At 71.6% G+C, this 24747-nt stretch carries 22 protein-coding genes and 1 pseudogene; 10 read left to right on the top strand and 13 right to left on the bottom strand.

Annotated features, from left to right (window positions below; all coding sequences use genetic code 11):
• Positions 1-98: 98 nt before the first annotated feature.
• The 3 genes from ACLJWH_RS13760 to ACLJWH_RS13750 all read right to left on the bottom strand — a co-directional run bounded on the left by ACLJWH_RS13760 (position 99) and on the right by ACLJWH_RS13750 (position 4384).
• Positions 99-1844, bottom strand: a complete 1746-nt coding sequence (locus ACLJWH_RS13760) for an FUSC family protein (RefSeq protein ID WP_411141939.1) — start codon at positions 1842-1844, stop codon at positions 99-101.
• 190 nt (positions 1845-2034) lie between these two features.
• Positions 2035-3153 carry an acyl-CoA dehydrogenase family protein gene (locus tag ACLJWH_RS13755; RefSeq protein ID WP_411141938.1) on the bottom strand — a complete coding sequence of 373 codons (1119 nt, stop codon included), beginning with the start codon at positions 3151-3153 and terminating at the stop codon, positions 2035-2037.
• Between the two features lie 61 nt (positions 3154-3214).
• On the bottom strand, positions 3215-4384 hold the full coding sequence (locus tag ACLJWH_RS13750; RefSeq protein WP_411141937.1) for an acyl-CoA dehydrogenase family protein: 1170 nt from the start codon (positions 4382-4384) through the stop codon (positions 3215-3217).
• A 105-nt stretch (positions 4385-4489) separates the two neighbouring features.
• Here ACLJWH_RS13750 and ACLJWH_RS13745 point away from each other — a divergent pair, with 105 nt between their 5' ends.
• The 3 genes from ACLJWH_RS13745 (at position 4490) to ACLJWH_RS13735 (ending at position 7289) form a co-directional block, all read left to right on the top strand.
• Positions 4490-5278 (top strand): SDR family oxidoreductase, encoded by a 789-nt coding sequence (locus ACLJWH_RS13745; protein WP_411141936.1) that lies wholly within the window; start codon positions 4490-4492, stop codon positions 5276-5278.
• A 68-nt stretch (positions 5279-5346) separates the two neighbouring features.
• Positions 5347-5961 (top strand): TetR/AcrR family transcriptional regulator, encoded by a 615-nt coding sequence (locus ACLJWH_RS13740; protein WP_367436547.1) that lies wholly within the window; start codon positions 5347-5349, stop codon positions 5959-5961.
• A 125-nt stretch (positions 5962-6086) separates the two neighbouring features.
• Entirely contained in the window at positions 6087-7289 is a 1203-nt protein-coding gene (locus ACLJWH_RS13735) for an acetyl-CoA C-acetyltransferase (RefSeq protein ID WP_411141935.1), read from the top strand.
• A gap of 59 nt (positions 7290-7348) precedes the next feature.
• On the opposite strand, the gene ACLJWH_RS13730 is transcribed toward ACLJWH_RS13735, so the two are convergent.
• The 5 genes and pseudogenes from ACLJWH_RS13730 to ACLJWH_RS13710 form a co-directional block, all read right to left on the bottom strand.
• On the bottom strand, positions 7349-7660 hold the full coding sequence (locus ACLJWH_RS13730; protein ID WP_411141934.1) for a hypothetical protein: 312 nt from the start codon (positions 7658-7660) through the stop codon (positions 7349-7351).
• Between the two features lie 280 nt (positions 7661-7940).
• Positions 7941-9152, bottom strand: a complete 1212-nt coding sequence (locus ACLJWH_RS13725; protein WP_411141933.1) for an NAD(P)H-dependent flavin oxidoreductase — start codon at positions 9150-9152, stop codon at positions 7941-7943.
• Positions 9149-9820: a CoA-transferase subunit beta gene (locus ACLJWH_RS13720; RefSeq protein ID WP_411141932.1), complete on the bottom strand. Its 672-nt coding sequence runs from the start codon at positions 9818-9820 to the stop codon at positions 9149-9151. Before ACLJWH_RS13720 ends, ACLJWH_RS13725 begins: the two co-directional genes overlap by 4 nt.
• Before the next feature lie 287 nt (positions 9821-10107).
• On the bottom strand, positions 10108-11031 hold the full coding sequence (locus tag ACLJWH_RS13715; protein WP_411141931.1) for a CoA transferase subunit A: 924 nt from the start codon (positions 11029-11031) through the stop codon (positions 10108-10110).
• 236 nt (positions 11032-11267) lie between these two features.
• Positions 11268-12032: pseudogene (locus tag ACLJWH_RS13710) on the bottom strand (enoyl-CoA hydratase family protein); the annotation flags it as partial.
• Positions 12033-12120: 88 nt separating this feature from the next.
• Here ACLJWH_RS13710 and ACLJWH_RS13705 point away from each other — a divergent pair.
• The 5 genes from ACLJWH_RS13705 (at position 12121) to ACLJWH_RS13685 (ending at position 16208) form a co-directional block, all read left to right on the top strand.
• A complete protein-coding gene (locus ACLJWH_RS13705; RefSeq protein ID WP_411141930.1) occupies positions 12121-12951 on the top strand; it encodes an SDR family oxidoreductase in 831 nt (276 codons plus the stop codon).
• A gap of 157 nt (positions 12952-13108) precedes the next feature.
• Positions 13109-14020, top strand: coding sequence for an SDR family oxidoreductase (locus tag ACLJWH_RS13700; RefSeq protein ID WP_411141929.1), 912 nt, complete (start codon positions 13109-13111; stop codon positions 14018-14020).
• 188 nt (positions 14021-14208) lie between these two features.
• Positions 14209-14436, top strand: a complete 228-nt coding sequence (locus ACLJWH_RS13695; protein ID WP_411141928.1) for a hypothetical protein — start codon at positions 14209-14211, stop codon at positions 14434-14436.
• Between the two features lie 1011 nt (positions 14437-15447).
• Positions 15448-15696: an SDR family oxidoreductase gene (locus ACLJWH_RS13690; RefSeq protein ID WP_411141927.1), complete on the top strand. Its 249-nt coding sequence runs from the start codon at positions 15448-15450 to the stop codon at positions 15694-15696.
• Positions 15697-15761: 65 nt separating this feature from the next.
• Entirely contained in the window at positions 15762-16208 is a 447-nt protein-coding gene (locus ACLJWH_RS13685) for an SRPBCC family protein (protein WP_411141926.1), read from the top strand.
• Between the two features lie 817 nt (positions 16209-17025).
• Here ACLJWH_RS13685 and ACLJWH_RS13680 read toward each other — a convergent pair.
• The 3 genes from ACLJWH_RS13680 to ACLJWH_RS13670 are packed head-to-tail and all read right to left on the bottom strand — an operon-like array spanning position 17026 to position 19721.
• Positions 17026-17838, bottom strand: coding sequence for a DeoR/GlpR family DNA-binding transcription regulator (locus tag ACLJWH_RS13680; protein ID WP_411141925.1), 813 nt, complete (start codon positions 17836-17838; stop codon positions 17026-17028).
• Between the two features lie 40 nt (positions 17839-17878).
• Positions 17879-18760: a class II fructose-bisphosphate aldolase gene (locus tag ACLJWH_RS13675; RefSeq protein WP_411141924.1), complete on the bottom strand. Its 882-nt coding sequence runs from the start codon at positions 18758-18760 to the stop codon at positions 17879-17881.
• A 55-nt stretch (positions 18761-18815) separates the two neighbouring features.
• Positions 18816-19721, bottom strand: a complete 906-nt coding sequence (locus ACLJWH_RS13670) for an SIS domain-containing protein (RefSeq protein WP_411141923.1) — start codon at positions 19719-19721, stop codon at positions 18816-18818.
• Positions 19722-20024: 303 nt separating this feature from the next.
• Between ACLJWH_RS13670 and ACLJWH_RS13665 the strand changes: the two genes are divergently transcribed.
• Entirely contained in the window at positions 20025-21443 is a 1419-nt protein-coding gene (locus ACLJWH_RS13665) for a sugar porter family MFS transporter (RefSeq protein ID WP_411141922.1), read from the top strand.
• A 959-nt stretch (positions 21444-22402) separates the two neighbouring features.
• Here ACLJWH_RS13665 and ACLJWH_RS13660 read toward each other — a convergent pair.
• The gene (locus tag ACLJWH_RS13660) at positions 22403-22702 is read right to left on the bottom strand and encodes a YciI family protein (RefSeq protein WP_411141921.1); all 300 of its coding nucleotides are present in this window, start codon (positions 22700-22702) and stop codon (positions 22403-22405) included.
• A 279-nt stretch (positions 22703-22981) separates the two neighbouring features.
• On the opposite strand from ACLJWH_RS13660, the gene ACLJWH_RS13655 reads away from it, so the two are divergent.
• The gene (locus ACLJWH_RS13655) at positions 22982-23743 is read left to right on the top strand and encodes an endonuclease V (RefSeq protein ID WP_411142208.1); all 762 of its coding nucleotides are present in this window, start codon (positions 22982-22984) and stop codon (positions 23741-23743) included.
• Positions 23744-23962: 219 nt separating this feature from the next.
• Here the strand turns inward: ACLJWH_RS13655 and ACLJWH_RS13650 are convergent, their stop codons facing one another.
• Positions 23963-24703 (bottom strand): MgtC/SapB family protein, encoded by a 741-nt coding sequence (locus ACLJWH_RS13650; RefSeq protein ID WP_411141920.1) that lies wholly within the window; start codon positions 24701-24703, stop codon positions 23963-23965.
• Positions 24704-24747: the final 44 nt, after the last annotated feature.

Here is a 24747-nt window from a genome sequence, read left to right as displayed (position 1 = left end):
CCACCGGCGTACGGCCGGTACCCCCGCCGCCGGCCACGGCCACCGTCATCGGCGTACAGCCCAATTGTGCCTGCCGCCGGGCCGGGCGGGCACACGGGTCAGGCGGCCGGTACGGGGGCCGGGAGCCGGCGGACGAGACCGGCCAGGGTGCGGTGGCCCTGCTGTTCCGCGTGGGCGATGCGCTCCTCCGGGAGGGCGCGCTGCCACCACTCGCCGGCCGCCACCTTGGCCGCCTCGCGCAGCTCGACCAGACAGGCGGTGAGGCGGTCCCGGGCCCAGCCGGTCTCCCGCGCGTCGTAGGCCCCGGGCACCGCTCCCGCGGTGAGCAGCCGGAGCGCCGCGGCCTCGGCGTCCGCGACGCGCTCCAGGGCGCTGTCGATACGGTTCGCGGCGCGCCGGTTGGTGACCAGTACGCAGCAGACCAGGCCCACCGCCGCGCCCACCACGGTGTCGATCCAGCGGTCGCGGACCAGCGCCCCGGCCGGCTGCCGGCTGCCGAACTCGGTCAGCAGCAGCGCCATCGGCGTCACCCACACCGAGCCGAGCCAGTAGTTGCGGGTGATGCACGCCTCGGTGCCGAGCTGGCAGGCCAGGGCGAGCGCGATCATCGCCGGACGGCCGGTGTGGATCAGCGGCAGCAGGGCGGTGAACAGCAGCAGGCCGAGCAGATTGCCGAGGGTGCGTTGCAGCGCGCGCTGCCAGGAGAGGGTGGTGTTGGCCTGGTAGATCGAGGCCGCGGTGACCACGGCCCAGTACGGGTGCCCGACGCCGACCGCCATCGACGCCCAGCCCGCCAGCGCACATCCCGCCGCGACCCGCGCGCCGATGGGCAGCAGCGGCGACCCGGGGGCGAGCCGCGCCGCCACCGCCCGTACCCCGCGCGGACGGCCGGGGGCGGGCCGCCGCGGCCCGCTCTCCCCGGTCCCGGAACAGGCCCGCACCGCGCCCTCCGCCGCCACGCCCGCCCACTCCTCGGCCTGCGCCACGGAGAGCGCGACCTCGGGGAGCGGGCGCCCACGGCGCAGCTCGCGTGCCCAGCCGTCGAGCCGGCCGGCCTCGACCCGACCGTCACCACCGTGCTCGCCACCGCATCCTCCGGCGTGCCGGGCCGCCCCGGCCGGTCCGCCGAGCGCCGACTCGGCACGGACGAGCAGCCGCTCCAGGCCGGCCCGTGCCGCCGCCTTCGCCGGGGTGCGCGCCGGGACCAGGAAGAGGGTGTGCCAGGCGGCGTTCACCGCGGCCGCGGTCGCGTGCCGGACGTGCCCGGTCCCGGCAGGGCCGGACCCGTCGGGACCGGGGGCCGTCCGCAGCAGCGCGGCGGCCGCCTCCAGCGCGCGAGCGGTGGCGATCCGCTCGGGGCCCCGTGGCCGGACCAGCGCCGGTGCCATGCACACCAGCCAGGCGAGCGCGCCGGTGCCGAGCGCCGTCGCCAGGTGCCCCGGCACCTGCCCGAGCCGCTGGGGCACGAAGAACGCCGACGCGGAGATGAAGGTCGGGATGAGGTTCCCCGGCGGGCCGATGCGGGTCGCGTCGCAGACCATCTTGTGGACCGCGGCGAGCAGTGCGGCGCACCCGACGAGCAGCGCGGTCGAGGAGACCAGCGCTCCGGCGGTCAGCGCGAGGCCGAGGCTCGCGACCATCCCGAGCACCACCCAGGGGAGGGTGCGGGCACGGGCGGCGTACGGCAGACCGTGCCCGTACAGCGCGCACATCGCCCCGGCCGAGGTGTAGAGCACCAGAGGCAACCGGTCCAGCGCGAACAGCGTGACATCGGAGATCGCCATCGCGACGAACGCGCTGAGCGCCGGTTTGTGCCAGATGTCGACGGGACGGCGCAGCCGCACGGTGCTCCGGACCGGCAACGGACGGCAGCGCACCGGACGCCCCGCTGCGCCGCCGCCCCCCGCTGCGCCACCTCCCGGTGTCGCGCTCCCCGCTGTGCCGCTTGCCGATGTCCCGCTCCCGGGCGGGCCGGCGACTCTCTTTCCGGCAGGTTTGGCGTGCTTCCCCATGGCGAGAAGGTTAGCAGGTGTTTTACTGGTAAAAGATGTGCCTCTCGTGGTCGGCCAGCACGCGGGCCCGGCACTCCGAGGGGGTTCCCCAGGCGGTCCGCAGCGCCCGCGCCTTGCGAATCCACAGCGACAGATCCAGTTCGTCCGTGTAGCCGATCGCACCGTGCAGCTGGAGCGCGGCGCGGGCCGCCCCGTACGCCGCCTCGCCCGCCGCCACCTTCGCCGCCGCCACCTCCCGCCGGACGGCCGCCGCACTCCCGTCGCCCTCCGCCGCCACGACCCCGCCCCGTCGCCCGTCCGCCCCCGCCTCCGCCGTCGCCAGCGCCACCGCCGCCCCGAACACCAGGGGCCGCGCGAACTCCAGGGCCACCAGCGCATCGGCCAGCCGGTGCCGCACCGCCTGGAAGGAGCCGACCGCCACTCCGAACTGCTTCCGCTGCCGTACGTAGGTGACGGTGTCGGCCAGCAGCCGGCGCCCGACCCCGAGCGCCTGGGCGGCGGTGAGGAAGGCCGCGACATCGACCGCGTGCCGGGACGCGGACCGGACCGCGGGCCCGCTCGCCAGCACCTCGCCGCCGTCCGCGGGGCGGGCGAGCCGCCGCGCCGGGTCGAGCGACGGCTGGACCGGCCCCCGGCCCGTCGCCCGCAGCAGCCGGTCGCCCGTGACGACGAACGTCGCATCGGCGGTGTGCGCGTCCAGCGCGTACGGCCCGCGCCCGGCACCCGCGTCCCCGCTCGCACCAGCCGTGCCGCCCGTCTCCCCGTAGGTGTCCGCGTACGACACGAGGTGGCTGCCCGCCGCGATCCCCGGCAGCCATCGCGCGCCCGGCGCCGGATCGCCCAGCCGCCGCAGCAGGGCCGCCGCGGCGACCGTCTCGACCACGGGACCCGGCACGCCGTGGCGACCCAACTCCACGAAGGAGACCGCGAGTTCGACGGGGAGGAAACCGGTTCCCGCGTGCTCTTCCGGTACCCCCAGCGCGAACACCCCCAGATCCGCGAGTCGTTGCCATACCTTCCGGCCCGGCCCGGTGTCGTCCACCGCCCAGGCGCGTACGGCGCCCGCGATGTCCGCCGCGCCCAGCATCCGGTCCAGCGTCCGCCCGAACTCGCGCTGCTCGTCAGCCAGGAGAAAAGTCACCTTCGACCGCCCTCTCGTCCCGTCGCGCCGCAGCCACCGACGTGCCGCCGGGCGCCGCCGTTCACCGCCGCCCCCTGGGCAGTCCGAGCAGCCGCTCGGCGATGATGTCGCGCTGGATCTCATTGGTGCCCGCGTAGATCGGACCGGCCAGGGCGAAGGTCCAGCCCGCCGCCCAACTGCCGTGCTCCGGCGCCTCGTCGGCACTGTCGGCGAGTTCACCCGCGGCGCCGAGGAGGTCGAGCGCGGTCTCGTGCAGGGCGATGTCGAGTTCGGACCAGAAGATCTTGTTCAGGCTGGACCCGGCACCCAGGTCGTCGCCCGTGGCGAGCCGGGCGGCGCCGGCGCGGGCGAAGAGATGGTAGGCACGGGCGCCGATCACCGCGTCGGCGACCCGGTCGCGCAGTGCCGTATCGGCCGGATCGGCACGCCGCCGCCACAGCGCGACAAGGCGGTCGGCGGACGCCGTGAAACGGCCGGGGCTGCGCAGTGTGAGCCCGCGCTCGTTGCCCGCCGTGCTCATCGCGACCCGCCACCCCTGGCCCGGCTCGCCGATCACGTCCTCGTCGGGGACGAAGACCTCGTCGAGGAAGAGTTCGGCGAAGGCCGGCTTGCCGTCCAGCCGCCCGATCGGCCGTACGGTCACGCCCGGCGCGGCGAGATCGAACATCAGGTAGGTCAGCCCGCGGTGCGGCCGGTCCGCGTCCGGATGGCTGCGGAACAGGCCGAACGCGCGGTCCGCGAAGGCCGCCCGCGACGACCAGGTCTTCTGCCCGCTGAGCAGCCAGCCGCCCGCCGTCCGTACGGCCACCGAGCGCAGCGCGGCGAGGTCGGAACCGGCCTCCGGCTCCGACCAGGCTTGTGCCCAGATCACTTCGCCGCCGGCCATCGGCGGGAGCACGCGGGCGAGCTGGGCGGGGGAGCCGTGCGCGAAGAGGGTCGGGGCGAGGAGACTGATGCCGTTCTGGCTGACCCGGCCGGGTGCCTGCGCGGCGTAGTACTCCTCCTCGAAGATCAGCCAGCGCGCGAGGGACGCGCCCCGGCCGCCGTACTCCTCGGGCCAGGAGACCACCGACCAGCGGTCCGCGGCCAGGATGCGTTCCCACTCCCGGTGGGCGGCGAAACCCTCGGCGGTCTCCAGCGACGGCAGGGGCGTGCCGGGCACCCGGGCGGCGAGCCAGGACCGTGCCGCGTACCGGAACTCCTCGTCCTCCGGGGTGTGTCCGAGATCCATCGACGCGCAGCCTCCCTCTCGATGCCCTTGATGGCGCGCAATTTCCCGACGAGCGTTCCCTGACAACCGTTCCCTAACAAGTGTTTGGTAGGTTAGCGTACGGCCATGACGACCGAGAAGCCTTCCTACGTTCCCGGGCACGGCCTGCTGACCGGCCGGACGGCCGTCGTCACCGCCGCCGCGGGCGCCGGCATCGGGGGCGCCACCGTCCGCAAGCTCCTGGAGGAGGGCGCGGATGTCGTCCTCTCCGATGCCCACGCGCGCCGCCTCAAAGAATCCGAGGACCGGCTCGCCGCGGAGTTCGGCGCCCGGCGGGTCGCCGCCCTGCCCTGCGACGTCACCGACGAAGCGCAGGTCAACGCGCTCTTCGACCTCGCGCAGCAGCGGCACGGCCGACTGGACATCGTCATCAACAACGCCGGTCTCGGCGGCACCGCCGATCTCGTCGAGATGACCGACGACCAGTGGGACAAGGTCCTCGACGTCACCCTCAACGGCACCTTCCGCTGCACCCGGGCCGCCCTGCGCCGGATGCGCGCCGCGGCCGGGGGCGGCGTGATCGTCAACAACGCCTCGGTCGTCGGCTGGCGCGCGCAGCGCGGCCAGGCCCACTACGCCGCCGCCAAAGCCGGCGTGATGGCGCTGACCCGCTGCGCCGCGGCCGAAGCGGCCGCCTACGGGGTCCGGGTCAACGCCGTCTCGCCGAGCCTGGCGATGCACCCGCACCTCGCCAAGGTCACCACCGGGGAACTGCTCGACGAACTCACCTCCCGGGAGGCGTTCGGACGCTACGCCGAGCCCTGGGAGGTCGCCAACGTCATCGTCTTCCTCGCCAGCGACTACTCCTCGTACATGACCGGCGAGATCGTCCCGGTCAGCAGCCAGCACGCCTGACACCCGCCCGGAGCCGGGGCGGGCGCACGCCTGTGAACAGGTCCGATACGGGGAGCGACAATGGGCAGGTGCCGACCGCAAAGAAGAAGACGACCGTGAGCGCGACCCCGGAGCGCCGCCGCGAGCTGCTGAACACCGCGGCGGAGGTGTTCGCCGCGCAGGGGTACAACGCCACCACCGTCCGCCGTATCGCGGACGAGGCCGGGATGCTCGCGGGCAGCCTCTACTACCACTTCGACTCCAAGGAATCGATGGTGGACGAGATCCTGTCCACCTTCCTGACCGAGCTGTGGGACGGCTACGACGCCGTGCTCGCGGCCGGCCTCGGCCCCAGGGAGACCATCGAAGCCCTGGTCACCGAGTCGTTCCGGGAGATCGACCGGCACCGTGCCGCGGTCGCCATCTACCAGAAGGAGTCCAGGCACCTCGCCGCCCAGCCCCGCTTCGGCTATCTCACCGAATCCCAGCAGAAGTTCGAGAAGGCATGGCTGGGCACGCTGGAGCGGGGCGTGGCCGACGGAGCGTTCCGCGCCGACCTCGACATCCGGCTCACCTACCGCTTCGTCCGCGACACCGTCTGGGTCGCGGCGAGCTGGTACCGGCCGGACGGACACCACAGCCCCGAGGAGATCGCCCGCCAGTACCTCTCGATGGTGCTGGACGGCATCGCCCGCCGGGACTGACCACTGACCACCGGACACCGATTACTCACCACCGAGGACCGACCACCGACCACGACCACCGAGGGTCACCGCCCACAGGAACCCGAGACCTCAGGGCCCCGAGACCCACCATCCAGGGAGTCGACATGGCCACGCCACACGAGTCAGCCGAGTACACCGCGCGCTACGCGCCACGCGAGGCGTACCTCATCGACGCCCTGCGCACTCCGGTCGGCAAACGCAACGGCGGACTCGCCGCCGTGCACCCCGCCGACCTCGGCGCGCACGTCCTCAAGGCGCTGATGGCCCGCACGGACGTGGACCCGGCCGCCGTCGAGGACGTCGTCTTCGGCTGCCTGGACACGGTCGGCCCCCAGGCCGGCGATATCGCCCGCACCGCCTGGCTGGCGGCCGGGCTCCCCGAAGCGGTGCCGGGCGTCACCGTCGACCGGCAGTGCGGCTCCTCGCAGCAGGCCGTGCACTTCGCGGCGCAGGGCGTGCTCTCCGGCACCCAGGACCTGGTCGTCGCGGGCGGTACCCAGAACATGTCGATGATCCCGATCGCCTTCGCCAGCCGCCAGGCCGCGGCACCGCTCGGCCTCACCGAAGGCCCGTTCGCGGGCAGCCGGGGCTGGCGCGCCCGGTACGGCGACCGGCCGGTGAACCAGTTCCACGGTGCCGAACTGATCGCCGAGAAATGGGGCATCTCGCGCCGCGATATGGAGGAGTTCGCGCTGCGCTCACATCAGCGCGCGGTCCGCGCCATCGACGAGGGCCGTTTCACCCGCGAAATCGTGCCGTACGGGGCCGTCGAGGTGGACGAAGGGCCACGGCGCGACACCTCCCTGGAGAAGATGGCGGGCCTCAAACCGGTGGTCGAGGGCGGCCGGCTGACCGCCGGGGTCTCCTCCCAGGTCTCCGACGGGGCCGCCGCGATGCTGCTCGCGAGCGAACGTGCCGTACGCGACCACGGGCTCACCCCGCGCGCCCGCATCCACCACCTGTCGGTACGCGGTGAGGACCCGATCCGGATGCTCACCGCACCCATCCCGGCCACCGCCCACGCGCTGAAGAAGACCGGCCTGACCCTCGACGCGATCGATCTGGTCGAGATCAACGAGGCGTTCGCGTCCGTGGTCCTCGCCTGGCTCAAGGAAACCGGCGCCGACCCCGGCAAGGTCAACGTCAACGGCGGCGCCATCGCTTTGGGCCACCCCCTCGGCGCGACGGGCACCAAGCTGATGACGACCCTCCTCCACGAACTGGAGCGCACGGGCGGCCGCTACGGCCTTCAGACCATGTGCGAGGGCGGCGGCCAGGCCAACGTCACCATCATCGAACGGCTCTGAGCCCCGGCCTTTGGACCCGGCGTTCCGGCCTCCCGGCCCGGCAGCTCCGGCCCGTCAGCTCAACACCGCGTGTTCTTCACGTACAGGGCGCGCGGCGCCTGCGTCGTGCCGTAACGGATGTCCCGCGTCGCGCCCTTGGCGAGGCGGCCGTGCGGGTCCGGACGGTGCGGAAGGACGATGACGTAGCACGCGGCGCGCCCGGCGCACAGGTTCGTCAGCCGGACATAGCGCTGGTGACCCCTGTTGAAGAACTTCCGAACCTTGACGCACTGCGGTGACCGCCCGGCGGCGACCGCGTCCGAGGCCGTGGTCAGCGTCAGCGAAGCGCCGCAGGCCACGACCGCCAGCACCATGGCGATGATCTTCCGCACGTCATCTCTCCTCCCCGAGGAGAACTCCTGCGAAGGCGATCCCAGGAAGGTCATCTCAGGCTGGTCGTCTCGGGCTGGTGGTCTCAGGCCGGTCATCTCGGGTGGGCCGGATCGGGACGGTGATCCCGGGAAGGACGCCCCGGCCGCCTTCGCGCGTCCGTTCTCCGTCGCCCATTGTCCCCGTGTCCGGGGAGAAAATCAGCCCGGGGTACCGCACGGGCCGTGGGGAGGGGGAGCGGAGCGGGCCAAAGGGTGGTGCAGGGTCATGGGAACGCCCAGGTCAGCTGTGCGGGGGGCGTGGTCCCGGCGGACCCGATGGACCCGATGGACCCGATGGACCCGATGGACCCGGTGGGCGCGGGAGGCCGGAGTGGCCGGAGCCGCCGGTGTGGCCCGGGGGGCGGGGAAGACGGGCCAAGGTCTCATACGTCTCCGTCATGATGCGGTCCACCAGTTCCGCGCAGGACGGCAGGTCCTCGATCAGTCCGGCTATCTGGCCCGAGGCCATCACGCCCAGATCCGGCCGCCCCTCGACCATCGCGGCCCGCAGCATCATCGGCGTATTGGCGGCCAGCAACAGCTGACTCCAGCTCAGCTCCTTGCCGTGCTTCATGGCCAGACCGTCGCGGATCATCTCCGCCCAGCGCATCCCGGACCGTTTGCGGAACGCCGCCGCGTGCCGTACGGCCCGTAGCAGCGCCGCCGGCCGCCCGCTCCGCTCCAGCGCGTCGACGAGATCCGTGCGCAGCATCCGGTGCGGCAGCCCGTCGACCTTCGTCGTGACGGTGATGTCCTTGACCGACGCCGCGAGATAGCGCTCCTTGACCGCGTCGGGGACGGTGCTGTCCGAGGTCAGCAGGAAACGGGTGCCCATGGCGACCCCGGACGCGCCGAAGGCGAGCGCGGCCACCAGGCCCCGCCCGTCGCGGAAACCGCCCGCCGCGATGACGGGGATGCCGACCGCGTCCACGACCTGCGGCAGCAGCACGCTCGTCGCCACCTCACCGGTGTGCCCGCCACCCTCGCCCCCTTGGACGAGCACGGCGTCGGCACCCCACGCCGCCACCTTCTCCGCATGCCGTCGCGCCCCGATCGACGGGATCACGACGACACCCGCGTCCTTGAGGCGCGCGATCAGCTCCCGGGAGGGGGCCAGCGCGAACGAGGCGACCCGTACGCCCTCCTCGATGACGACCCGCACCCGTTCCCCGGCATCGCCCGCGTCCGCACGCAGATTGACACCGAACGGCGCGTCCGTACGGGACCGCACCTCGCGGACCGCCGCCCGCAGTTCCCGGACCGTCATCGTGGCGGAGGCCAGAATCCCCAGCGCCCCGGCGTTCGCGGTGGCGGACACCAGCCGCGGCCCGGCCACCCACCCCATCCCGGTCTGGACGACGGGGTGCCGTACGCCGACCAGTTCGGTCAGCGCGGTCCGGAGAGGCGGGGGCGGGGCGGGCGGCGGCGCGCCGCGCTCAAGGCCGGCGGTCATGTACGTACCTCGCGGTCGCGCAGCCCCCGGGGGTCGATCACCTCGCGGATCAGCCGCAGCTCCGCCGCGGTCGGCTCCCGGGTGAACGGCACCCGCGCGGGCACCACCAGCTCGAAACCGGTGGCCTGCCGGACCTGCTCCACGGTCACACCGGGGTGCAGCGAACGCAGCCGCATCGTACGGTCCGGCGTCGCGAAGTCGAACACACCCAGGTCGCTGACGACGTCGGGGAGGCGGTGGAAGCGGGTCGCGGACGGCCCGGCCGCGGCGGCCCGGTCGTAGCCGACTCCGCAGACCATGTCGACCCGCTCGACGAAGGTCCGGGGGGAATGCCGCGGAATCCAGTAACTCGTCGGATTGTTCAGGGTGTTGGCGGGCGCACCGCGCACCCCGAGGAGCTGCCTGGCCGGCCGGGACCAGTCGCCGATACAGGAGATGTTCTGATTGCCGAAGCGGTCGACCTGGCTCGCGCCCATCATGACGTGCCGGCGGCCGGTGGCGACCAGCGCCAGATGCTGACGGTAGGGCAGCCAGCCCTCGGTCACCTCGGACCGGGCACCGATCGCCGGGGTGTCGCCGATCAGCAACGCCTCGCCGTCGGTGAGCAGCAGTTCGGGGGAGAAGGTCAGCCGGGCCAGCCGCGCGCCGATCGAGGGCACGGTTCCCATAGGGCTGGCGAGAATCTCACCCGCGCCGCGCCACACCTCGGCGCAGGCCAGTACGGCGTATTCGGCACGGGTTGCCGGGGCGATGGGGGGCGCCGGGGTGACGGGAGCGGAAGGGGGAGGGGAAGGAGAAGGAGAAGGGGGAGGGACGGCGCGGGCTGAAGGAGTGACGGAGGACGAGGGGGCTGAGGGGGAAGCAGGAGTCGAAGGGGAAGCAGGAGTCGAAGGGGAAGCAGGAGTCGAAGGGGAACCGGGAGTCGAGGGGGAGCCCGGGGCTGCTGACGCGGCACTCATGCGCCGACCCCCTTCGCACGCTTCTCCTCCGTACCCTTCTCGCTCTCCCGGCTCTCCCGGCTCTCCCGCTCGTGGAAGGCGGCGACCGCGGCCTGGTAGTCCCGCTCGTCGCCGGAGAGGAACCGTTTGACGAACGCCGCCCATTCCTCCGGGTCCGCGGCCGCCGACGCGTACGCCCGCTGGAACGCCTCGTCCCGGCCGTAATCCGGGTCGCAGGAGGTGAAGTGCGCACCGTTCGGGGCCGCCACGACCCCGGTGACGAACGGCCGCTTGACCAGCAGCGTCTGCGGCCCGCCCGCCGACCTCAACTCGGCACCGTCCACGATCTGTTCACAGGACAGATACGCGGCGTCCGCGGCCTCGCAGAAGAGATCGTCGAAGTACGGATCGGGGCCCAGATACTGCCCGTTGCCCTGGGCGTCCGCACGGTGCAGATGCACCAGCGCGGCATCCAGCCGCAGCGCGGGGACGGCGACCAGCTCCTCACCGTCCTCGTACGGCGAAGTCACCGTCCGCAGCTGCGGGTTGACCCGCATCACATCGGAGCCGAGACCGGCGCGGACCGGCAGGAACGGCAGCCGCTGGCCGGCGGCGGTCAGTCCCCACATGAACATCGCCTCGTCCAGCTCGGTCAGTTCGAGGGTGCCGCTCTGGCGGGCGGCGCGGAAGTGCGGTTCGAGGGGGATCGAATCGAGCGTGGCGAACGGCGCGATCAGACGCCGGATCCGTCCCGCGGCGGCCAGCAGCCCCACATCCGGCCCGCCGTACGCCACGACGGTCAGATCGGTCAGCTCGGACCGCAGCAGAGCGCGCACCAGCGCCATCGGCTTGCGGCGCGAGCCCCAGCCGCCGATCCCGATCGTCATCCCGCTCGTCAGCCGCCCCACGGCCTCGTCGGCGCTCATCGTCTTGTCGCTCAACTCTGCCCCTTCGCCCCGTCCCGCTGTGCCGGTCAACTCTTCGCGTGGTGCCCTCGCACGCCGCCCGGGGGCGCGGGGGCAGCTGCTGCCGGGCCTCTTGGCCGCGGGAGCTGCTCCGACTCCCGGCGCTCCCCCGGATCCGTCGCCTCACGCGACTCCCGGGATTCCCGCGATTTCCCGGGCTCCCCGGTTTCCCCGGGCTCCTGGTGCGCCACCGGGTCGCCTGCCACCGGTTTTTCCTCCGCCGCTGCGCCGGCAAAGGCATCGCGATGCCGGTCGGCGATACCGCTGAGGTTCGCCTCGAAGGTGAAGCCCTGCTCGAAGCGGTAGCTGCGACGCACATCGACCGGATCGATGCCGTTGATGGAAGCCTTGGCAAGGCGGATCAAGTACCCGTCCTTCGCGGCGATCTCGCCTGCCAGCGCCAGCGCCGCCTCCAGCACCCGCTCGCGCGGTACCACCTCCCAGACGGAACCGTGCCGGTGGAGCTCGCGGGCGGTGACCGTACGCGAGGTGTAGTACAGCGTGCGCATCAGATGGGGCGGTACGAGCCGGGCGAGATGGGTGGCCGCGCCCAGCGCACCGCGGTCCAGCTCGGGCAGCCCGAACGTCGCGTCGTCGCTCGCCACGATCGCGTCCGCGTTGCCGACCAGCCCGATGCCGCCGCCCAGGCAGAAGCCCTGCACGGCCGCGACGACCGGTACTTCGCAGTCGTAGACCGCCGCGAACGCCGCGTAGCAACCGCGGTTGGCGCCGATCAGCGCCGTGTGCCCCGCCGTCCGCTGCATCTCCTTGATGTCGACTCCGGCATTGAACCCGCGCCCGGCCGAGGCGAGCACCACACACCGCACCCCCGGGTCCAGACCGGCCGCCCGCACCGCCTCCGCCAGGTCGTACCAGCCCTGTACGGGAAGGGCGTTGACCGGCGGAAAGTCGACCGTGACGAGCGCGATGCCGCCATCACCCGAGGGCGGGGCGGGGTGAGAGGTGGAGACACCCATGAGCGGATCAGCTACCTTTCCACCAAACATTTGTTAGGTGCTGTTGATGAGAAGGTAGCAGCGCACCGCGCGCTGCGGGAGGTCCCCCATGGCGCTCACCATCGATCTGTCGGGCCGGGTCGCGGTCGTCACCGGCGGTACCCGCGGCGTCGGCGCGGGGATCAGTACGGCCCTGCTCGACGCCGGGGCGCAGGTTATCGCCTGTGCCCGCAGACCCCCCGACCGGACGCCGGAGGCGGCGGGGCGGACGGCGCGATACGTCGAACTGGACCTGCGCGACGCCGATGCGGTCGCCGCCTTCTTCCGCCGCGTACGCGCCGAATACGGACGGCTCGACGTCCTCGTCAACAACGCCGGCGGCACGCCGTACCGCCTGCTCGCCGACTCTTCCCCCCAACACGCCGCGCGAGTGGTGGAGTTGAACCTGATCACCCCGCTGACCGCGTCCCTCGCCGCCCGCGCGGTGATGGCGGATCAGGAATCCGGCGGCTCGATCATCATGATCGGCAGCGTCAGCGGTATCCGCCCTTCGCCCGGCACCGCCGCCTACGGCGCGGCCAAGGCGGGCCTCGACAGCCTCGCCCGCTCCATGGCCGTCGAATGGGCCCCGAAGATCCGCGTCAACACCCTCACCCTCGGCATGGTCCGCACCGAACTGTCCCATCTCCACTACGGCGACGAGGCCGGCATCGCCGCGGTCGGCCGCACCGTACCGCTCGCCCGGCTGGCCGCCCCTGCCGAGGTCGGCGAGGCGTGCGCGTTTCTCGCCTCGGACCTGTCGGGGTACGTGAGCGGCGCGAGCCTCCTGGTACACGGAGGCGGCGAACGCCCGGCCTTCCTCGATGCGTCAACGGCCGATAGCGGGGGAGGGGGAGTGGGCGATGGCGGGGGTGCGGGCGATGGGGTGAGGAGTGGGTGACGGCGGGGGTGCGGGCGATGACGTGGGGAGTGGGTGACTGTGGGGGTGCGGGCGACGCCGCCGGAGCCAGGCGCCTCGGGGGCCTGGCGTTCTCGCCGCACCCACAACAACCAGCAAGAAATGACAAGTAGTGACCAGAAATGAGAGGAGACCTCAGATGACCGGGATCTGCGAAGGGCGCGTCACCATCGTCACCGGCGCGGGGCGCGGACTGGGCCGCGCGCACGCCCTCGCCTTCGCCGCCGAGGGCGCCCGGGTCGTGGTCAACGACCTCGGCGTGGGGCTGGACGGCGCGGGCGGCGGCGAAGGCCCCGCGGACCAGGTGGCCGCGGAGATCCGTGCCGCCGGTGGCGAAGCCGTCGCGCACGGCGGCGATATCGCGACGACCCAGGGCGCCGCCTCGCTCATCGCCACCGCCCTCGACACGTACGGACGTCTCGACACCCTCGTCAACAACGCGGGCTTCCTCCGCGACCGGATGCTGGTCAACCTGGCGGAGGACGAGTGGGACGCAGTCGTGCGAGTCCACCTCAAGGGCCACTTCCTCCCCCTCAAACACGCCGCGGCCCACTGGCGCGCTGAGGCGAAGGCGGGACGTATGCCGCAGGCCCGAGTCGTCAACACCACATCTGGTGCGGGCCTCCTGGGCAGTGTCGGACAGGGAAACTACTCCGCGGCCAAAGCCGGAATCCTCGGCCTGACGCTGGTATCCGCGGCCGAGCTGAGCCGCTACGGCATCCAGGTCAACGCCATCGCCCCGGCCGCTCGCACCCGGATGACCGAACGGACCTTCGCCGACACCATGGCGGCCCCGGAAGCCGGTGGCTTCGACGCCATGGCCCCCGAGAACGTCTCGCCGCTGGTGGTATGGCTGGGCTCAGCCGCCTCGGAGGGCGTCACGGGCCGGGTGTTCGAGACGGAGGCCGGCCGCATCACCGTCATGGAGGGCTGGCGCCCTGGCCCGACCCGCGACAAAGGCGCCCGCTGGACCCCGGCCGAAGCCGGCGCCACCGTCCGCCAACTCCTCACCGGCGCCGAGACACCACAGCCGGTCTACGGGGCGCGGTAGCGGCACAGCTCTACGAGGGCGTGCGGCGGTACGGAACGGTGCCCCGGCCCGCCGCACGCCCCGGTCGCACGACCGCCGATGCGGCATCCGAGCACTCGGACGCGCTGCGGGCACGAAACACGGCCGTACCCTGCACGGCGCAGCCGAGAAAGAAGGGCCGTACGACAGCGGAGATCACACGGTCCCGGATGTCCGTCTCTCTCCCCAGACCTCATCGAGCGTTCTATCTGGTGCTGGTGCTGGTGCTGGTGCTGGTGCTGGTGCTGGTGCTGGTGCTGGTGCTGGTGCCGGTGCCGGTGCCGGTGTCGGCGCCGATCCGTCCGTCGGCTCGGGCCAGTCCTTTTTCGCCTTCGGCCGGGACGCCATGGCTGGACGAGACGTGCGGACCCCAGCGCCCCGCCGAGCGCTTCCCATGAACGGCGATGCCCGCGAGGGACGCCGACGCCCGCCCGTACCCGGCAGTGAGCCACCGCATCCAGATCGCCGAAACACTGCCCATGACGCGTACCAGCCGTCGGGCCCGGCCCGGTATCCGCAAGGCCGCCGGACCGTGGCCTGGGTACCGAATGTCCTCGCCGCGCACCGTACTGGTCAGAGGCTCACCAACAGGACGTGTGACCAGCTCATCAATGAGCCGGCCTACGCAGGAGACCAGATCTCCGAGAACGTACGAGTGTTCCGAGAACTACGAGATCTATGGGGTCAACAGACTTCACTCGGTCCGGCGAGCGTGGTGAGCGCGGCATTCCAGCAACCGGATTATGGGGAGAAGCCGAAGTAACCGAATCGCTGCGGCTACTGCGGTCTGCGCAGCCGACCCCGTGAACATCGCCACACGGCACCCGCCGTGCCCGCCAAACTCACTGTGCTCGCTCTGATCCTTGCGGCGCCCGCAGCCTCTGCGATGCCTGTAGCCCCTGCAACTCCTGTATCAGGACGGGGTCCGAGTCACCGCGTCGGGGACCGGAACGTGTCAACGCATCACACCGTGATCGGCACCGGCGTCGAGGCACCGACATCTCAGCCGGCCTCTTCTCGCCCTGGGATGTAAGGAACTGATCATCCGTGCCGGAGAGTTGACCGGCGAGCGGTTCGACGCCGCGATCGCCTGCACCGAACTGCCCCACTTCACCCCACCCTCGTCCCGGTCAACTCCTTCGAAGCAGTTGCCACTCTCGAAGGATTACGCCCCTTACTTGCTGAGAGCAGCGACCCGCGACCCGCCCTGATCCCTTCCGCAGTCTCCGTGCACCCGCCTGCCCCGGCCGTCGTCGACGCTGTGCTTGCCGACGATGGGGCACGGCCGTTGCCGCTGCTCAGGCCGCCATCGACCGGGGTGAGGACTACGCGGTCCATGGCTCGTCCCAGCGGGCCAACCCCGCCGGCTCCGCCGCAGGGCCGTCACCAGCGACTGGGCCGGCGCCGGGATGCCTCTCGACGGAGTCGCACCCGGCACGATTGTCACCCCGATGACCGAGAGTATGCTCGGCGTCACCGAGATGCGTAAGGTCGTTGACGCGAGCGTCCCCATGCCGCTGCACGGCCACGCCCGCCCCGAGCAAGTCGCCCCGTTGCCGGCATGGCTGACGTCCCAGGAGAACATCCACGTCACCGGCCAGGTCGTCTTCATCGACGGCGGCACCGACGCCGCCCTGTGCGGCGACGGCACCTGGTAACGGCCCGCCAGGACCCCAAGAAGCCCAGGACGTTCGGGGCCACACGATCCACAACAAGGGACACCATGCACAGCCTCATCCGTACCACCGTGCTCCCCGCAGACCCCGACTCGGTCTGGCGCGTCATCGGCCGCTTCAACGGCCTTGCCGACTGGCATCCGCAGGTCCCGCCCTCGATCATCGAGGACGGAGCCGATCCCGAAACCCCCGGCGCGGTAAGGACCTTCACCATCGACGGCGAGGTCGCCGCCCGTGAACGCCTGCTCGCCAAGGACGACGCTCTGCGGGTGTACCGCTACACCCTCCTTTACTCGGTCCTGCCCATCACCGATTACGAAGCCACCCTGGCCGTCCTATCTCACGACGAGGGCGCAGAGGTGCGCTGGACGGCGACCTACCGCGGCGCGGACGAGGCAGTGCCGCAGGTCGAGGAGGTTTTCGGCGAAGCGGTATTCGCGACCGGCCTGGCAGCTCTGCACGTCCGGTTCGCCGTTCACCCCGCAGTCGAATAGCCCCACCAGCCCGACCCGGCACCACAATTCGCCTGGCCGAGGAACGCACCGTCCGGTCGAGAGACGCGGCCCACGGCCGAAGGGCACGTCGCCTGGCCAAGAGGCGCGGCGCATGATCGAGGAACACAGCACCTGGTCAGAAGCACACCCCCTGGTCAAGAAGCACACTGTCCGGTCAAGAAGCATCCCGCCAGGTCGGAGGTGCGTCGCACGGCCGAGGAGGACCGCAGTCCGACGAGGGCCCTGCCCGGTCAACGTGGCCAGCCGCACGGCCCTCGTACGGGCGACAACATGGGCGCGAGAGCGGTCGGCACCCCGGCAGGATGCGGGGGCGGGCGGGGTGCGGGGCCGGGAAGGTGCGATGTCGGGTCCGGGGGGCCTCCCCCCCCGCCCCCGCCCCTCCCCATCCCCTGGCCGGTGTCGCTCCATGGCGACCTGCCGGAGCCGGCCACCCGTGCCGAGCCGGAGGCGACCGCCGACTCTGCCGATCAGCCCCAGCCGTCAGTACCAGTCAGCCACCAGCACCGGGCAGCCGTCAGTACCAGTCGGTCGCCAGCGTCGGCCAGCCGTCAGCCGCCAGCACCAGTCGCCCGTCAGCGTCGGCCAGCCGCCAGTACCAACCGGTCGCCAGTACCGGTCAGTCATCAGTACCGCCGGTCGGCCGGCAGTAAGGCTCGGCCGGCGGTGGCTGCCTGCGTCGGCCGGCCGGCGGCCTCCGCCGATGCTCGCTCGCTATTCGTTGAGGCCACCCACGGCGGTCAACCAGCGACAGTCCTCAGGGCCAGTCGGCCATGGGGCCGTCGCCGAGGGGCGGCCATCACCCGTGACTGTCGCTTTCCGCCAAACGCGCCGCCACCACGCGAAGACCCCGGTCGGAGAATTCGCGGCGGGTTGTCTCCTTCACTCCGCCGTCTGTGATGAAGGTGTCGAAGACGTCCGCGTCGCCGACCCGGGCGAAGCAGCGCTCGCCGATCTTCGATGAGTCCGCGACGACCACGGCGCGCCGGGCACGCTCGGCCATGAGGCGGTTGACCCGGGCCTCCGCCTCGTCGTGCACCGTGGCCCCCATCACCGGGTCCATGCCGTTGGCCCCGATGAAGGCGATGTCGACGGAGATCTGCTGGAGCACCAACTCGCTGAACGGACCGACCAGTTCGAATGACCGTGAGTGCGCGACCCCGCCCGTCAGTACGATTTTGATCTGTGGCCGTACGGCCAGCTCATTGGCGATGTTGAGGGAATTGGTGACGATCGTCAGATGTGGCTGCGGACCCGCCTCCGCGAAGTCGGGGCGGGTGGCCAGCACCCGGGCGATCGCCGTGGTCGTCGTGCCACCGCTCAGACCGACCACGTCCCCGCGCCCGACCAGCTTCGCCGCCGCCCTCGCCACTGCCTCCTTCTCCTCGGACCGATGAGCGTGCTTGTACCGGATCGGCAGGTCGTACGCCACCGAGCTGAGCACCGCCCCGCCCCGTGTGCGGGTCAGCAGCTGCTGCTCGGCGAGGGCATCCATGTCGCGCCGCATCGTGGCGGCCGAAACCTCCAGCTCGGTGGCCGCCTCCTCGACCTCTACCCGGCCCCGGTCCCCGAGCAGCTCAAGCAGTGCGTTCATCCGTTCATGGCGCTTCATGGCGCGAGCCTAACCGGGCTCTGGTACCCCCTCTGACGTCTCACCCCCGGACCGATGCCTGGGCGGCGTACAGCTCTGGTTCGGCCGCCGGAGTGGTCACTACGCCCAGCAGTCTCGCCGCCTCCTCGGCCACGGCCTCCCGGGCCGGCTTGACGTACTTCCGGGAGTCCACGAGCGCGGGGTTCGCGGTGAGGATCTCCCGTATCGAGTGGGTGAAGACGGAGACCAGATGCGTGGAGATGTTGATCTTTGTCATGCCGGCGGCGATGGCGCGACGCAGTTCGTCGTCCGGTACACCGGAGGAACCGTGCAGCACCAGTGGCACCGGCAGCGCCGCGCGCAACGCCGCGATCAGGTCCTTGTCCAGCACGGCCGTGCGCTCGTGCATCGCGTGCGAGGAGCCGACGGCCACGGCCAGCGCGTCCACTCCCGTCGCGCGGACGAAGGCCAGCGCCTCGTCCGGGTCGGTGCGCACTCCCGGGGCGTGTACCCCGTCCTTGCCGCCGACCTTGCCGAGCTCCGCCTCGACGTAGACGCCGCGAGCGTGGCACCAGGAGGTCAGTTCGGCGGTGGTGGTGACGTTCTCCGCGTAGGGGAGTGCGGAAGCGTCCACCATGACCGACCCCACCCCGGCGGCGATTCCCTGGTGGACCAGGTCCGCGTCGGTGATGTGGTCGAGATGCACCGCGATGTGGGCGGTGGAGTCCTCGGCCAGTGCGAGGGTGGCGCGGGTGATGGGCAGCAGGCTGCCGTGGTAGCGGATGCAGTTCTCGCTGATCTGGAGGATGAGCGGGGTGCCCGTGCGCTCGGCGGCGGTGACGAGCGCCTCGGCGGTTTCCAGATGGATGACATTGAAGGCCGCGGCACCGACCCGCGCCTCACGCGCGGCGTCGACGATCGATGAGGCGGGAACGAGGGGCATGGGAATCGGACTCCCTTGCGGACGGGGCGGGTTTACGTGGGCGGAGGAGCACCTTCTACGGAGCGGCCGGTGCTTCGAGCATCACCGAACGGGTCAGGCTGCGCGGGCTGTCCGGGTCCAGGCCGCGGGCGCGGGCCCGCTCCAGTGCCACGCGCTGGACCAGCACCAGATCGGCCAGCGGATCGCGCGCGTGGCACACGAAACGCGCACCGGTCCGCACCACATCTGCCTCCAGGCCCTGCGGAGCCGTACCGAACAGCCAGGTCACCCGGCCGGGCGCGGCTATCGCGATCGGTCCGTGGCGGTACTCCATCGCGGGGTAGGACTCCGTCCAGCTCTGTGAGGCTTCCCGCATCTTGAGAGCTGCCTCGTTTGCCAGGCCGAACGTCCACCCCGTGCCGAGAAAGGAGAACTGCTCGGCGTCCACCCACTCCTGTTCGACCGGCGCGGACAGTGCCTCGCGTGCCTCGCGTACCGCTGTGGAGACGTCGGCGCCGAGATGTGCGCGCAGCAGTGTCAGCGCCGTGGTCGCGAACCGCGTCTGTACCACGGACTTCTCGTCGGCGAACGGCAGCGTGACCGTCTCGTCGGAGAGCGCGACCGCCGGCGTCTCGGGGTCGCCGATGATCGTCACCGAGGGGATACGCCCCTTGACCGCGTCCAGGACGCGCAGCACCTCGGTCGTGGTGCCCGAGCGGGTGATCGCCACCACCGCGTCATAGCCGCGGCCGCTGCCGAGGAATGCCTCCGAGGCGGCGAACGGGTCCGTCACGCCCATTCCGGCGCCCTCACGCAGTGCCGCGTACGACTGGGCCATGAACCACGACGTGCCGCAGCCGACGACGGCGACGCGCTGACCAGGCTTGGGCAGTGGGCCTGTCGCGGCACCGATCCGCGCCGCCTCTTGCCAGGTGTCCGGCTGACTGCGCAGTTCCTGCTCCATGTACGAGGTCTCGCTCATGACCCGCCCTCCCGTGATGCGTATGTCCGAGGTCTGTGTCTGCCGAATGGTTCGAGTGACTGAAGCTGCAACTTCTAGTTTCTCTGCAATCAACTGTACGCATGGCTCCGCCTCGAATCCATCCCTCGCGAGGGTGAACGGGTAGGTGAGGGAGGGCGACGCGGGAGTGTGGAGGGTGGTTTGAACAAGCTGAATGGATGGTTGCCCGCGAGGGGAGGAAGATGTTGACACATGCTTGAAATGCGTCCGGAGTTCGCAAGATAAATCATGAAGTAGGTCGCTACGCCGCACGAAGGACTCCCCATGTCCATGGCAACACTTCCGGCGACGCCCCCGCCGCCGTCCTCCAGGACCTCGCACCGCACCGGCAGGATGTTCGCGCTCACCGGCGCCGTCGTCGGCGTCATCTACGGCTACGACACCGGCAGCATCTCGGGTGCCCTGGTGTTCCTCAGCAAGGACTTCCACCTCACCGCCGCCGAAAAAGGGCTGGTCAACAGCATTCTGGTGTTCGGCTCCCTCGTCGGCGCACTGATCGGCGGCAAGCTCGCCGACGCCCTCGGCCGCCGGACCGCGATGCTGATCGTCGCCGTTTCGTACGCCGTCTTCGTCGCGTTCTCCGCGCTCGCGCCCAATGTCGTGGTGCTCGACGCCGTCCGCTTCCTGCTGGGCGTCGCCATCGGCATCTCGATCGTCGCCGCGCCGCTCTACATCGCCGAATCGGTCCCTGCGCGCATCCGCGGCGCTTCCGTCGCCGCCTACCAAGTGGCCACTGTCGCGGGTATCGCACTCACCTACTTCGTCAACTGGGGCCTGTCCGGTGGCGGCCACTGGCGCTGGATGCTCGGCCTCTCCGCGATACCCGCGGCCCTGGTGCTGATCCCGCTGCTCCGGCTGCCCGACACCCCTCGCTGGTACGTCCTCAAAGGCCGGACGGAGCGAGCCGTCGAGGTCATGGCGATGACCGACCCGGATGTCGATCCGCGCGCGGAGGTGGCGGCCGTGGGCGCCGCGCTCGCCGCGGAGGGGGGTGGATCGGCGCGTTCGCTGCTGCACAAGCCCTATGCGCGCGCAACGCTCTTCGTCGTCGGCCTCGGCTTCTTCTGCCAGATCACCGGCATCAACGCCGTGACGTACTACAGCCCGCAGATTTTCCAGGAGATGGGCTTCACCGGCGACGGCCAGAACTTCCTGCTGCCGGCCTTCGTCGAGCTCGCCTCACTGGCCGCGACCGTCCTTGCCATCCTCATCATCGACCGGCTCGGCCGGCGGCTGGTGCTGCTCTCCGGCATCGGCACGGTGGTCGTGATGCTCGCCGTCCTGACCACCGTCTTCGCGATGGGGGATCTGCACGGTTCGGCCACCTGGGTGGGTTTCGGTGCCGTCCTGCTCTTCACCGCGGCGTTCAACTTCGGTTTCGGATCGCTGATCTGGGTCTACGCGAGTGAGGCGTTCCCCGCCCAGCTGCGGTCCACCGGGGCGTCGGTGATGCTGAGCGCGGACCTGGTCGCCAATCTCCTGATAGCCCAGTTCTTCCCGTCCCTGATGGCCTGGGTGGGCGCGGCCTGGACGTTCGGGGGCCTCGGCGTCCTGGCGCTCGGAGCCCTGGGCTTCGCCTTCGTCACCGCCCCCGAAACCAAGGGCCGCCAACTGGAGGAAATCCAGGGCTACTGGCTCAACGGAGGCCGCTGGCCCACCCCGGCCCCCGAGGCCGCTCCTTGACCTACGCACGGCAGCGGCCGGGTTCGCCCCTGCCTGCCGGTCCGGTGTGGAGCCGTAGTTCACCCCCCCGGTCTCGTACTGGCGCCCCCGCGTCGGCCACGCACCGCGTCGCGCTCACCCGCACGGCGTATCGCCCGCCTGCTGCTCCTGCCGCCCGTACGACGTGCACGGTGCGAAAAAAATCAGCGGCCCGGCCGACCGCGCCCGAGCAAGGCCGGGCCATGGGCGTTTCCTGAGCGGACGGACACCGGGCGCAGACTCCGTACGGTGCGCGCCGTCGGGTGCCGTTCGCGTGCGGTCCCGGTGTCCATCCGGATGCCGTTCCCCCGGCTCGGAAGAGTCTCGGCCATGGCCTTCCACCACCCTGCCGGTGCGGCCCCGGCCCTCGACCGCCGCATCGGGCGCCTGCGGGAAGCCGTCTGAACGGAGCCGCGACTCGACAGCGCGCTGCGGACGGATCGTGGACCGCTCGGAGCGGCCGATGCCTACTCCGATATCGATGCATATCCCTATATCCAGGACACGCACGCCCAGGACGTCGACGCCCCGGCATTCCCGCTCAGGCCGGCGCCACTGAGGCTGGACTCCGCCTCCATGTCATGTACGGCGTCCGCACCGTCGTCACCGACGGTCCGTTGCGTGGCGAATTCCCTCCGCAGGCCGCCGGGCACGGGCAACAGGACCTGCCGGCCCTCGTCCGGGAGCGGTACACCGTAGCCACCGCCGCCGCCCGTCATGAGGATGTACGGTCCGCCGCACGGTGGAGCCGGGAACCGGTGGCAGAGGCGACGGCCCGGTAGCAGATGACGTTCTCCGCCGGACTGCACGACGAGACCGGGGACTTCCCGGTCGTGCAGGGGACGAGGCAGCGCACATACCGGAGCAGCTGACGGGAACTGGCCCGGTCCGCCGTACGCACGACGTACCGGGCCGCGTGGGACGGCGGAGCGGGACCAGGCTCAGGAAGTCAGCTGTTCCCGGTACTGCTCCAGGGCCGGTGCGGTCGTGGTCGCCACGAACTCGGTGATCCGGTACGTGCACACGTCGGCGACGGAGAACGGGTCCTCGGCCACGAGCCGCTCGACGGCCGCCCGGTCCATACCGGCGGCGAGGATCACGCCTCCGTCGCGCGGCACCTTGCGGCCGGCGGCGATGAAGTGCCCGGTCGCGTACTGCTCGTTCAGCCACTCCACGTGCTCCCGCAGTGCGGCGTCGACACGTTCCATGGGCGCGGTGTAGGTCAGCTCAAGTACGAACATGTCCGCAATATTAATGAGGCGCCGGGCCGCGGTGGCTGGTGCCCTGCCGTCAGGGAGTCCGCAGGCCACAGGCGTGGACGGATGCGCGGACCGTCGCCTCGGGGCGGCCGTCCACGGGACATCGCACAAGGTCACGCCCTCCGCGCGGGGAGCGGCACCGACGGTCACCGGCCGGCCGTACGCCACCGGGAGACGCTGGAGACCCCGGAGACACGTGAACGCCGAGGGGCGGGGCAGGCCGATCCGCCGGATCAGGGGTTCGATAGCGTGACCGCCACCATGGATGCCCCCGGAACGATCTCCCCCGACGACGAACTGCGGCACTGGCCCACCGACGAAGCGCAGGCGCGCGCCGTCCAGGACCGGCTGAGGTCCTGTGTACGCCTCGACCAGTCCGGCCCTGAACCGGGCTTCGCGGGCACCGTGGCCGGGGTGGATGTCGCCTATGACGACGAGCGCGATGTCGTCGCCGCGGCGGCCGTCGCGCTGGACGCCCGCACGCTCGCCGTGGTCGACGAGGCCACCGCCGTCGGCCGGGTCTCGTTCCCGTACGTCCCGGGCCTGCTGGCCTTCCGTGAGATCCCCACCGTCCTCGATGCCCTCGCCCGCCTCACGCGCACACCGGATCTCGTGGTGTGTGACGGGTACGGGCTGGCGCACCCGCGCCGTTTCGGGCTCGCCAGCCACCTCGGGGTGCTCACCGGGCTGCCCACGATCGGCGTCGCCAAGAACCCCTTCACCTTCCGTTACACGCCTCCGGGACCGGACCGGGGCGCGGCCTCTCCCCTCCTGGATGACCGGCCGAGCACCACGGATACACCGGGTTCCGGGGGCCCCACCGGCGGCGCCGGTCATCCGGAGGAGGTCGGGCGGGCGCTGCGCACCCAGAAGGGCGTCAAACCGGTCTTCGTCTCCGTGGGCCACCGTGTCGACCTCGACCGGGCCTGCGCGCATACGCTCCACCTGGCGCCCAAGTACCGCCTCCCGGAGACCACCCGGGCCGCCGACTCCCTCTGCCGGCGGGCGCTCGCGAGCGTCTGAGGGAAACAGGGAACGGCGGTGCGGCCGCGCTGCTCACCGTGGTCCCGGAGCACTGTGCCCGCCTTCCGGGAGTGGTCTCGGGCCCCGTCGGCGGCGTCGTCCGGTGCGGCGCCGGGGGAGGGCGGTCGTACCGAGGCGGCGGGTGTCCGAGTCGCGCTCCGGCGCGCGGACCGCGTACGGGGGCGGTCCGCCGGCGGTGGCGCCGCCCGCCCGCCGGGCTCATTCCGTGCTGTCGTTCTGCCGTCCCAGGGCCACCCCGCGCACCCCGTCCAGTTCTGCCAGTGCCTCGACCAACGGGTGCGCCGAGCCGGTCCCTTCGAGGCGGAGCAGCACCTCGGCCGAGACGTTCTCGTCGTCCGCGCCGGTCTCCACCTGTATGTCGGTCACCCGGAAGCCGCTGCCGGTGCACATCGCCAACATCTGCCCCAGCAGTCCGTGTTGGGAGCGGTAGGTCAGTCGCAGCTCCACCCGCTCGTAGGGCGACGCCTTCATGGTCCGTTCCGTCAGCTTCGGGAAGCCGCGGACGATGAGGAAGTGCACCGCCGTCGCACCGATCGCCAGCAGTGCCAGGCCCCCGCCGCACGCCATGCCGATGGCGCAGGTCAGCCAGATGGTGGCGGCTGTCGTGAGGCCGCGGACCGCGTTTTTCTTGACGAAGATCAGGCCGCCGCCGATGAAGCCGATGCCCGATACGACCTGCGCGGCGACGCGGGACGGGTCGAGGGAGACGCCGTCCACTCCCACGAGCGCGCCGAAGCCGTGGATCGACACCTCCATGAACAGTGCGCTGCCGACGCCGACGAGCGTATGGGTGCGCAGCCCCGCGCTCTTCTGCCGGGCTTCGCGCTCCAGCCCGATCAGCGACGACAACAGCAGTGCTATCGCCAGTTCGCTGAACTGGCGCAGTCCCTGGCCGTGGTGGATACCGAAGAGCTCGGGGGCGAGTTGCGGAGACGACATGGCACCAGTGTCCTCCGCCGGACCGTCGCTCCGCGGGCTGTTGT

The organism is Streptomyces sp. x-80, assembly GCF_046549095.1.
In the GTDB taxonomy this organism is placed as follows: domain Bacteria; phylum Actinomycetota; class Actinomycetes; order Streptomycetales; family Streptomycetaceae; genus Streptomyces; species Streptomyces celluloflavus.
The sequence above is the reverse complement of the archived record's forward strand: the minus strand, read 5'-3'. Positions and strand labels throughout refer to the sequence as shown.

Coding starts and splice junctions, on each gene's coding strand:
- ACLJWH_RS13750 (WP_411141937.1), bottom strand. CDS start 4,384: ATGGATCTCGGACACACCCCGGAGGACGAGGAGTTCCGGTACGCGGCA.
- ACLJWH_RS13745 (WP_411141936.1), top strand. CDS start 4,490: ATGACGACCGAGAAGCCTTCCTACGTTCCCGGGCACGGCCTGCTGACC.
- ACLJWH_RS13735 (WP_411141935.1), top strand. CDS start 6,087: ATGGCCACGCCACACGAGTCAGCCGAGTACACCGCGCGCTACGCGCCA.
- ACLJWH_RS13725 (WP_411141933.1), bottom strand. CDS start 9,152: ATGACCGCCGGCCTTGAGCGCGGCGCGCCGCCGCCCGCCCCGCCCCCG.
- ACLJWH_RS13720 (WP_411141932.1), bottom strand. CDS start 9,820: ATGGGAACCGTGCCCTCGATCGGCGCGCGGCTGGCCCGGCTGACCTTC.
- ACLJWH_RS13705 (WP_411141930.1), top strand. CDS start 12,121: ATGGCGCTCACCATCGATCTGTCGGGCCGGGTCGCGGTCGTCACCGGC.
- ACLJWH_RS13700 (WP_411141929.1), top strand. CDS start 13,109: ATGACCGGGATCTGCGAAGGGCGCGTCACCATCGTCACCGGCGCGGGG.
- ACLJWH_RS13695 (WP_411141928.1), top strand. CDS start 14,209: ATGTCCGTCTCTCTCCCCAGACCTCATCGAGCGTTCTATCTGGTGCTG.
- ACLJWH_RS13690 (WP_411141927.1), top strand. CDS start 15,448: ATGCCTCTCGACGGAGTCGCACCCGGCACGATTGTCACCCCGATGACC.
- ACLJWH_RS13685 (WP_411141926.1), top strand. CDS start 15,762: ATGCACAGCCTCATCCGTACCACCGTGCTCCCCGCAGACCCCGACTCG.
- ACLJWH_RS13680 (WP_411141925.1), bottom strand. CDS start 17,838: ATGAAGCGCCATGAACGGATGAACGCACTGCTTGAGCTGCTCGGGGAC.
- ACLJWH_RS13675 (WP_411141924.1), bottom strand. CDS start 18,760: ATGCCCCTCGTTCCCGCCTCATCGATCGTCGACGCCGCGCGTGAGGCG.
- ACLJWH_RS13670 (WP_411141923.1), bottom strand. CDS start 19,721: ATGAGCGAGACCTCGTACATGGAGCAGGAACTGCGCAGTCAGCCGGAC.
- ACLJWH_RS13665 (WP_411141922.1), top strand. CDS start 20,025: ATGTCCATGGCAACACTTCCGGCGACGCCCCCGCCGCCGTCCTCCAGG.
- ACLJWH_RS13660 (WP_411141921.1), bottom strand. CDS start 22,702: ATGTTCGTACTTGAGCTGACCTACACCGCGCCCATGGAACGTGTCGAC.
- ACLJWH_RS13655 (WP_411142208.1), top strand. CDS start 22,982: ATGGATGCCCCCGGAACGATCTCCCCCGACGACGAACTGCGGCACTGG.
- ACLJWH_RS13650 (WP_411141920.1), bottom strand. CDS start 24,703: ATGTCGTCTCCGCAACTCGCCCCCGAGCTCTTCGGTATCCACCACGGC.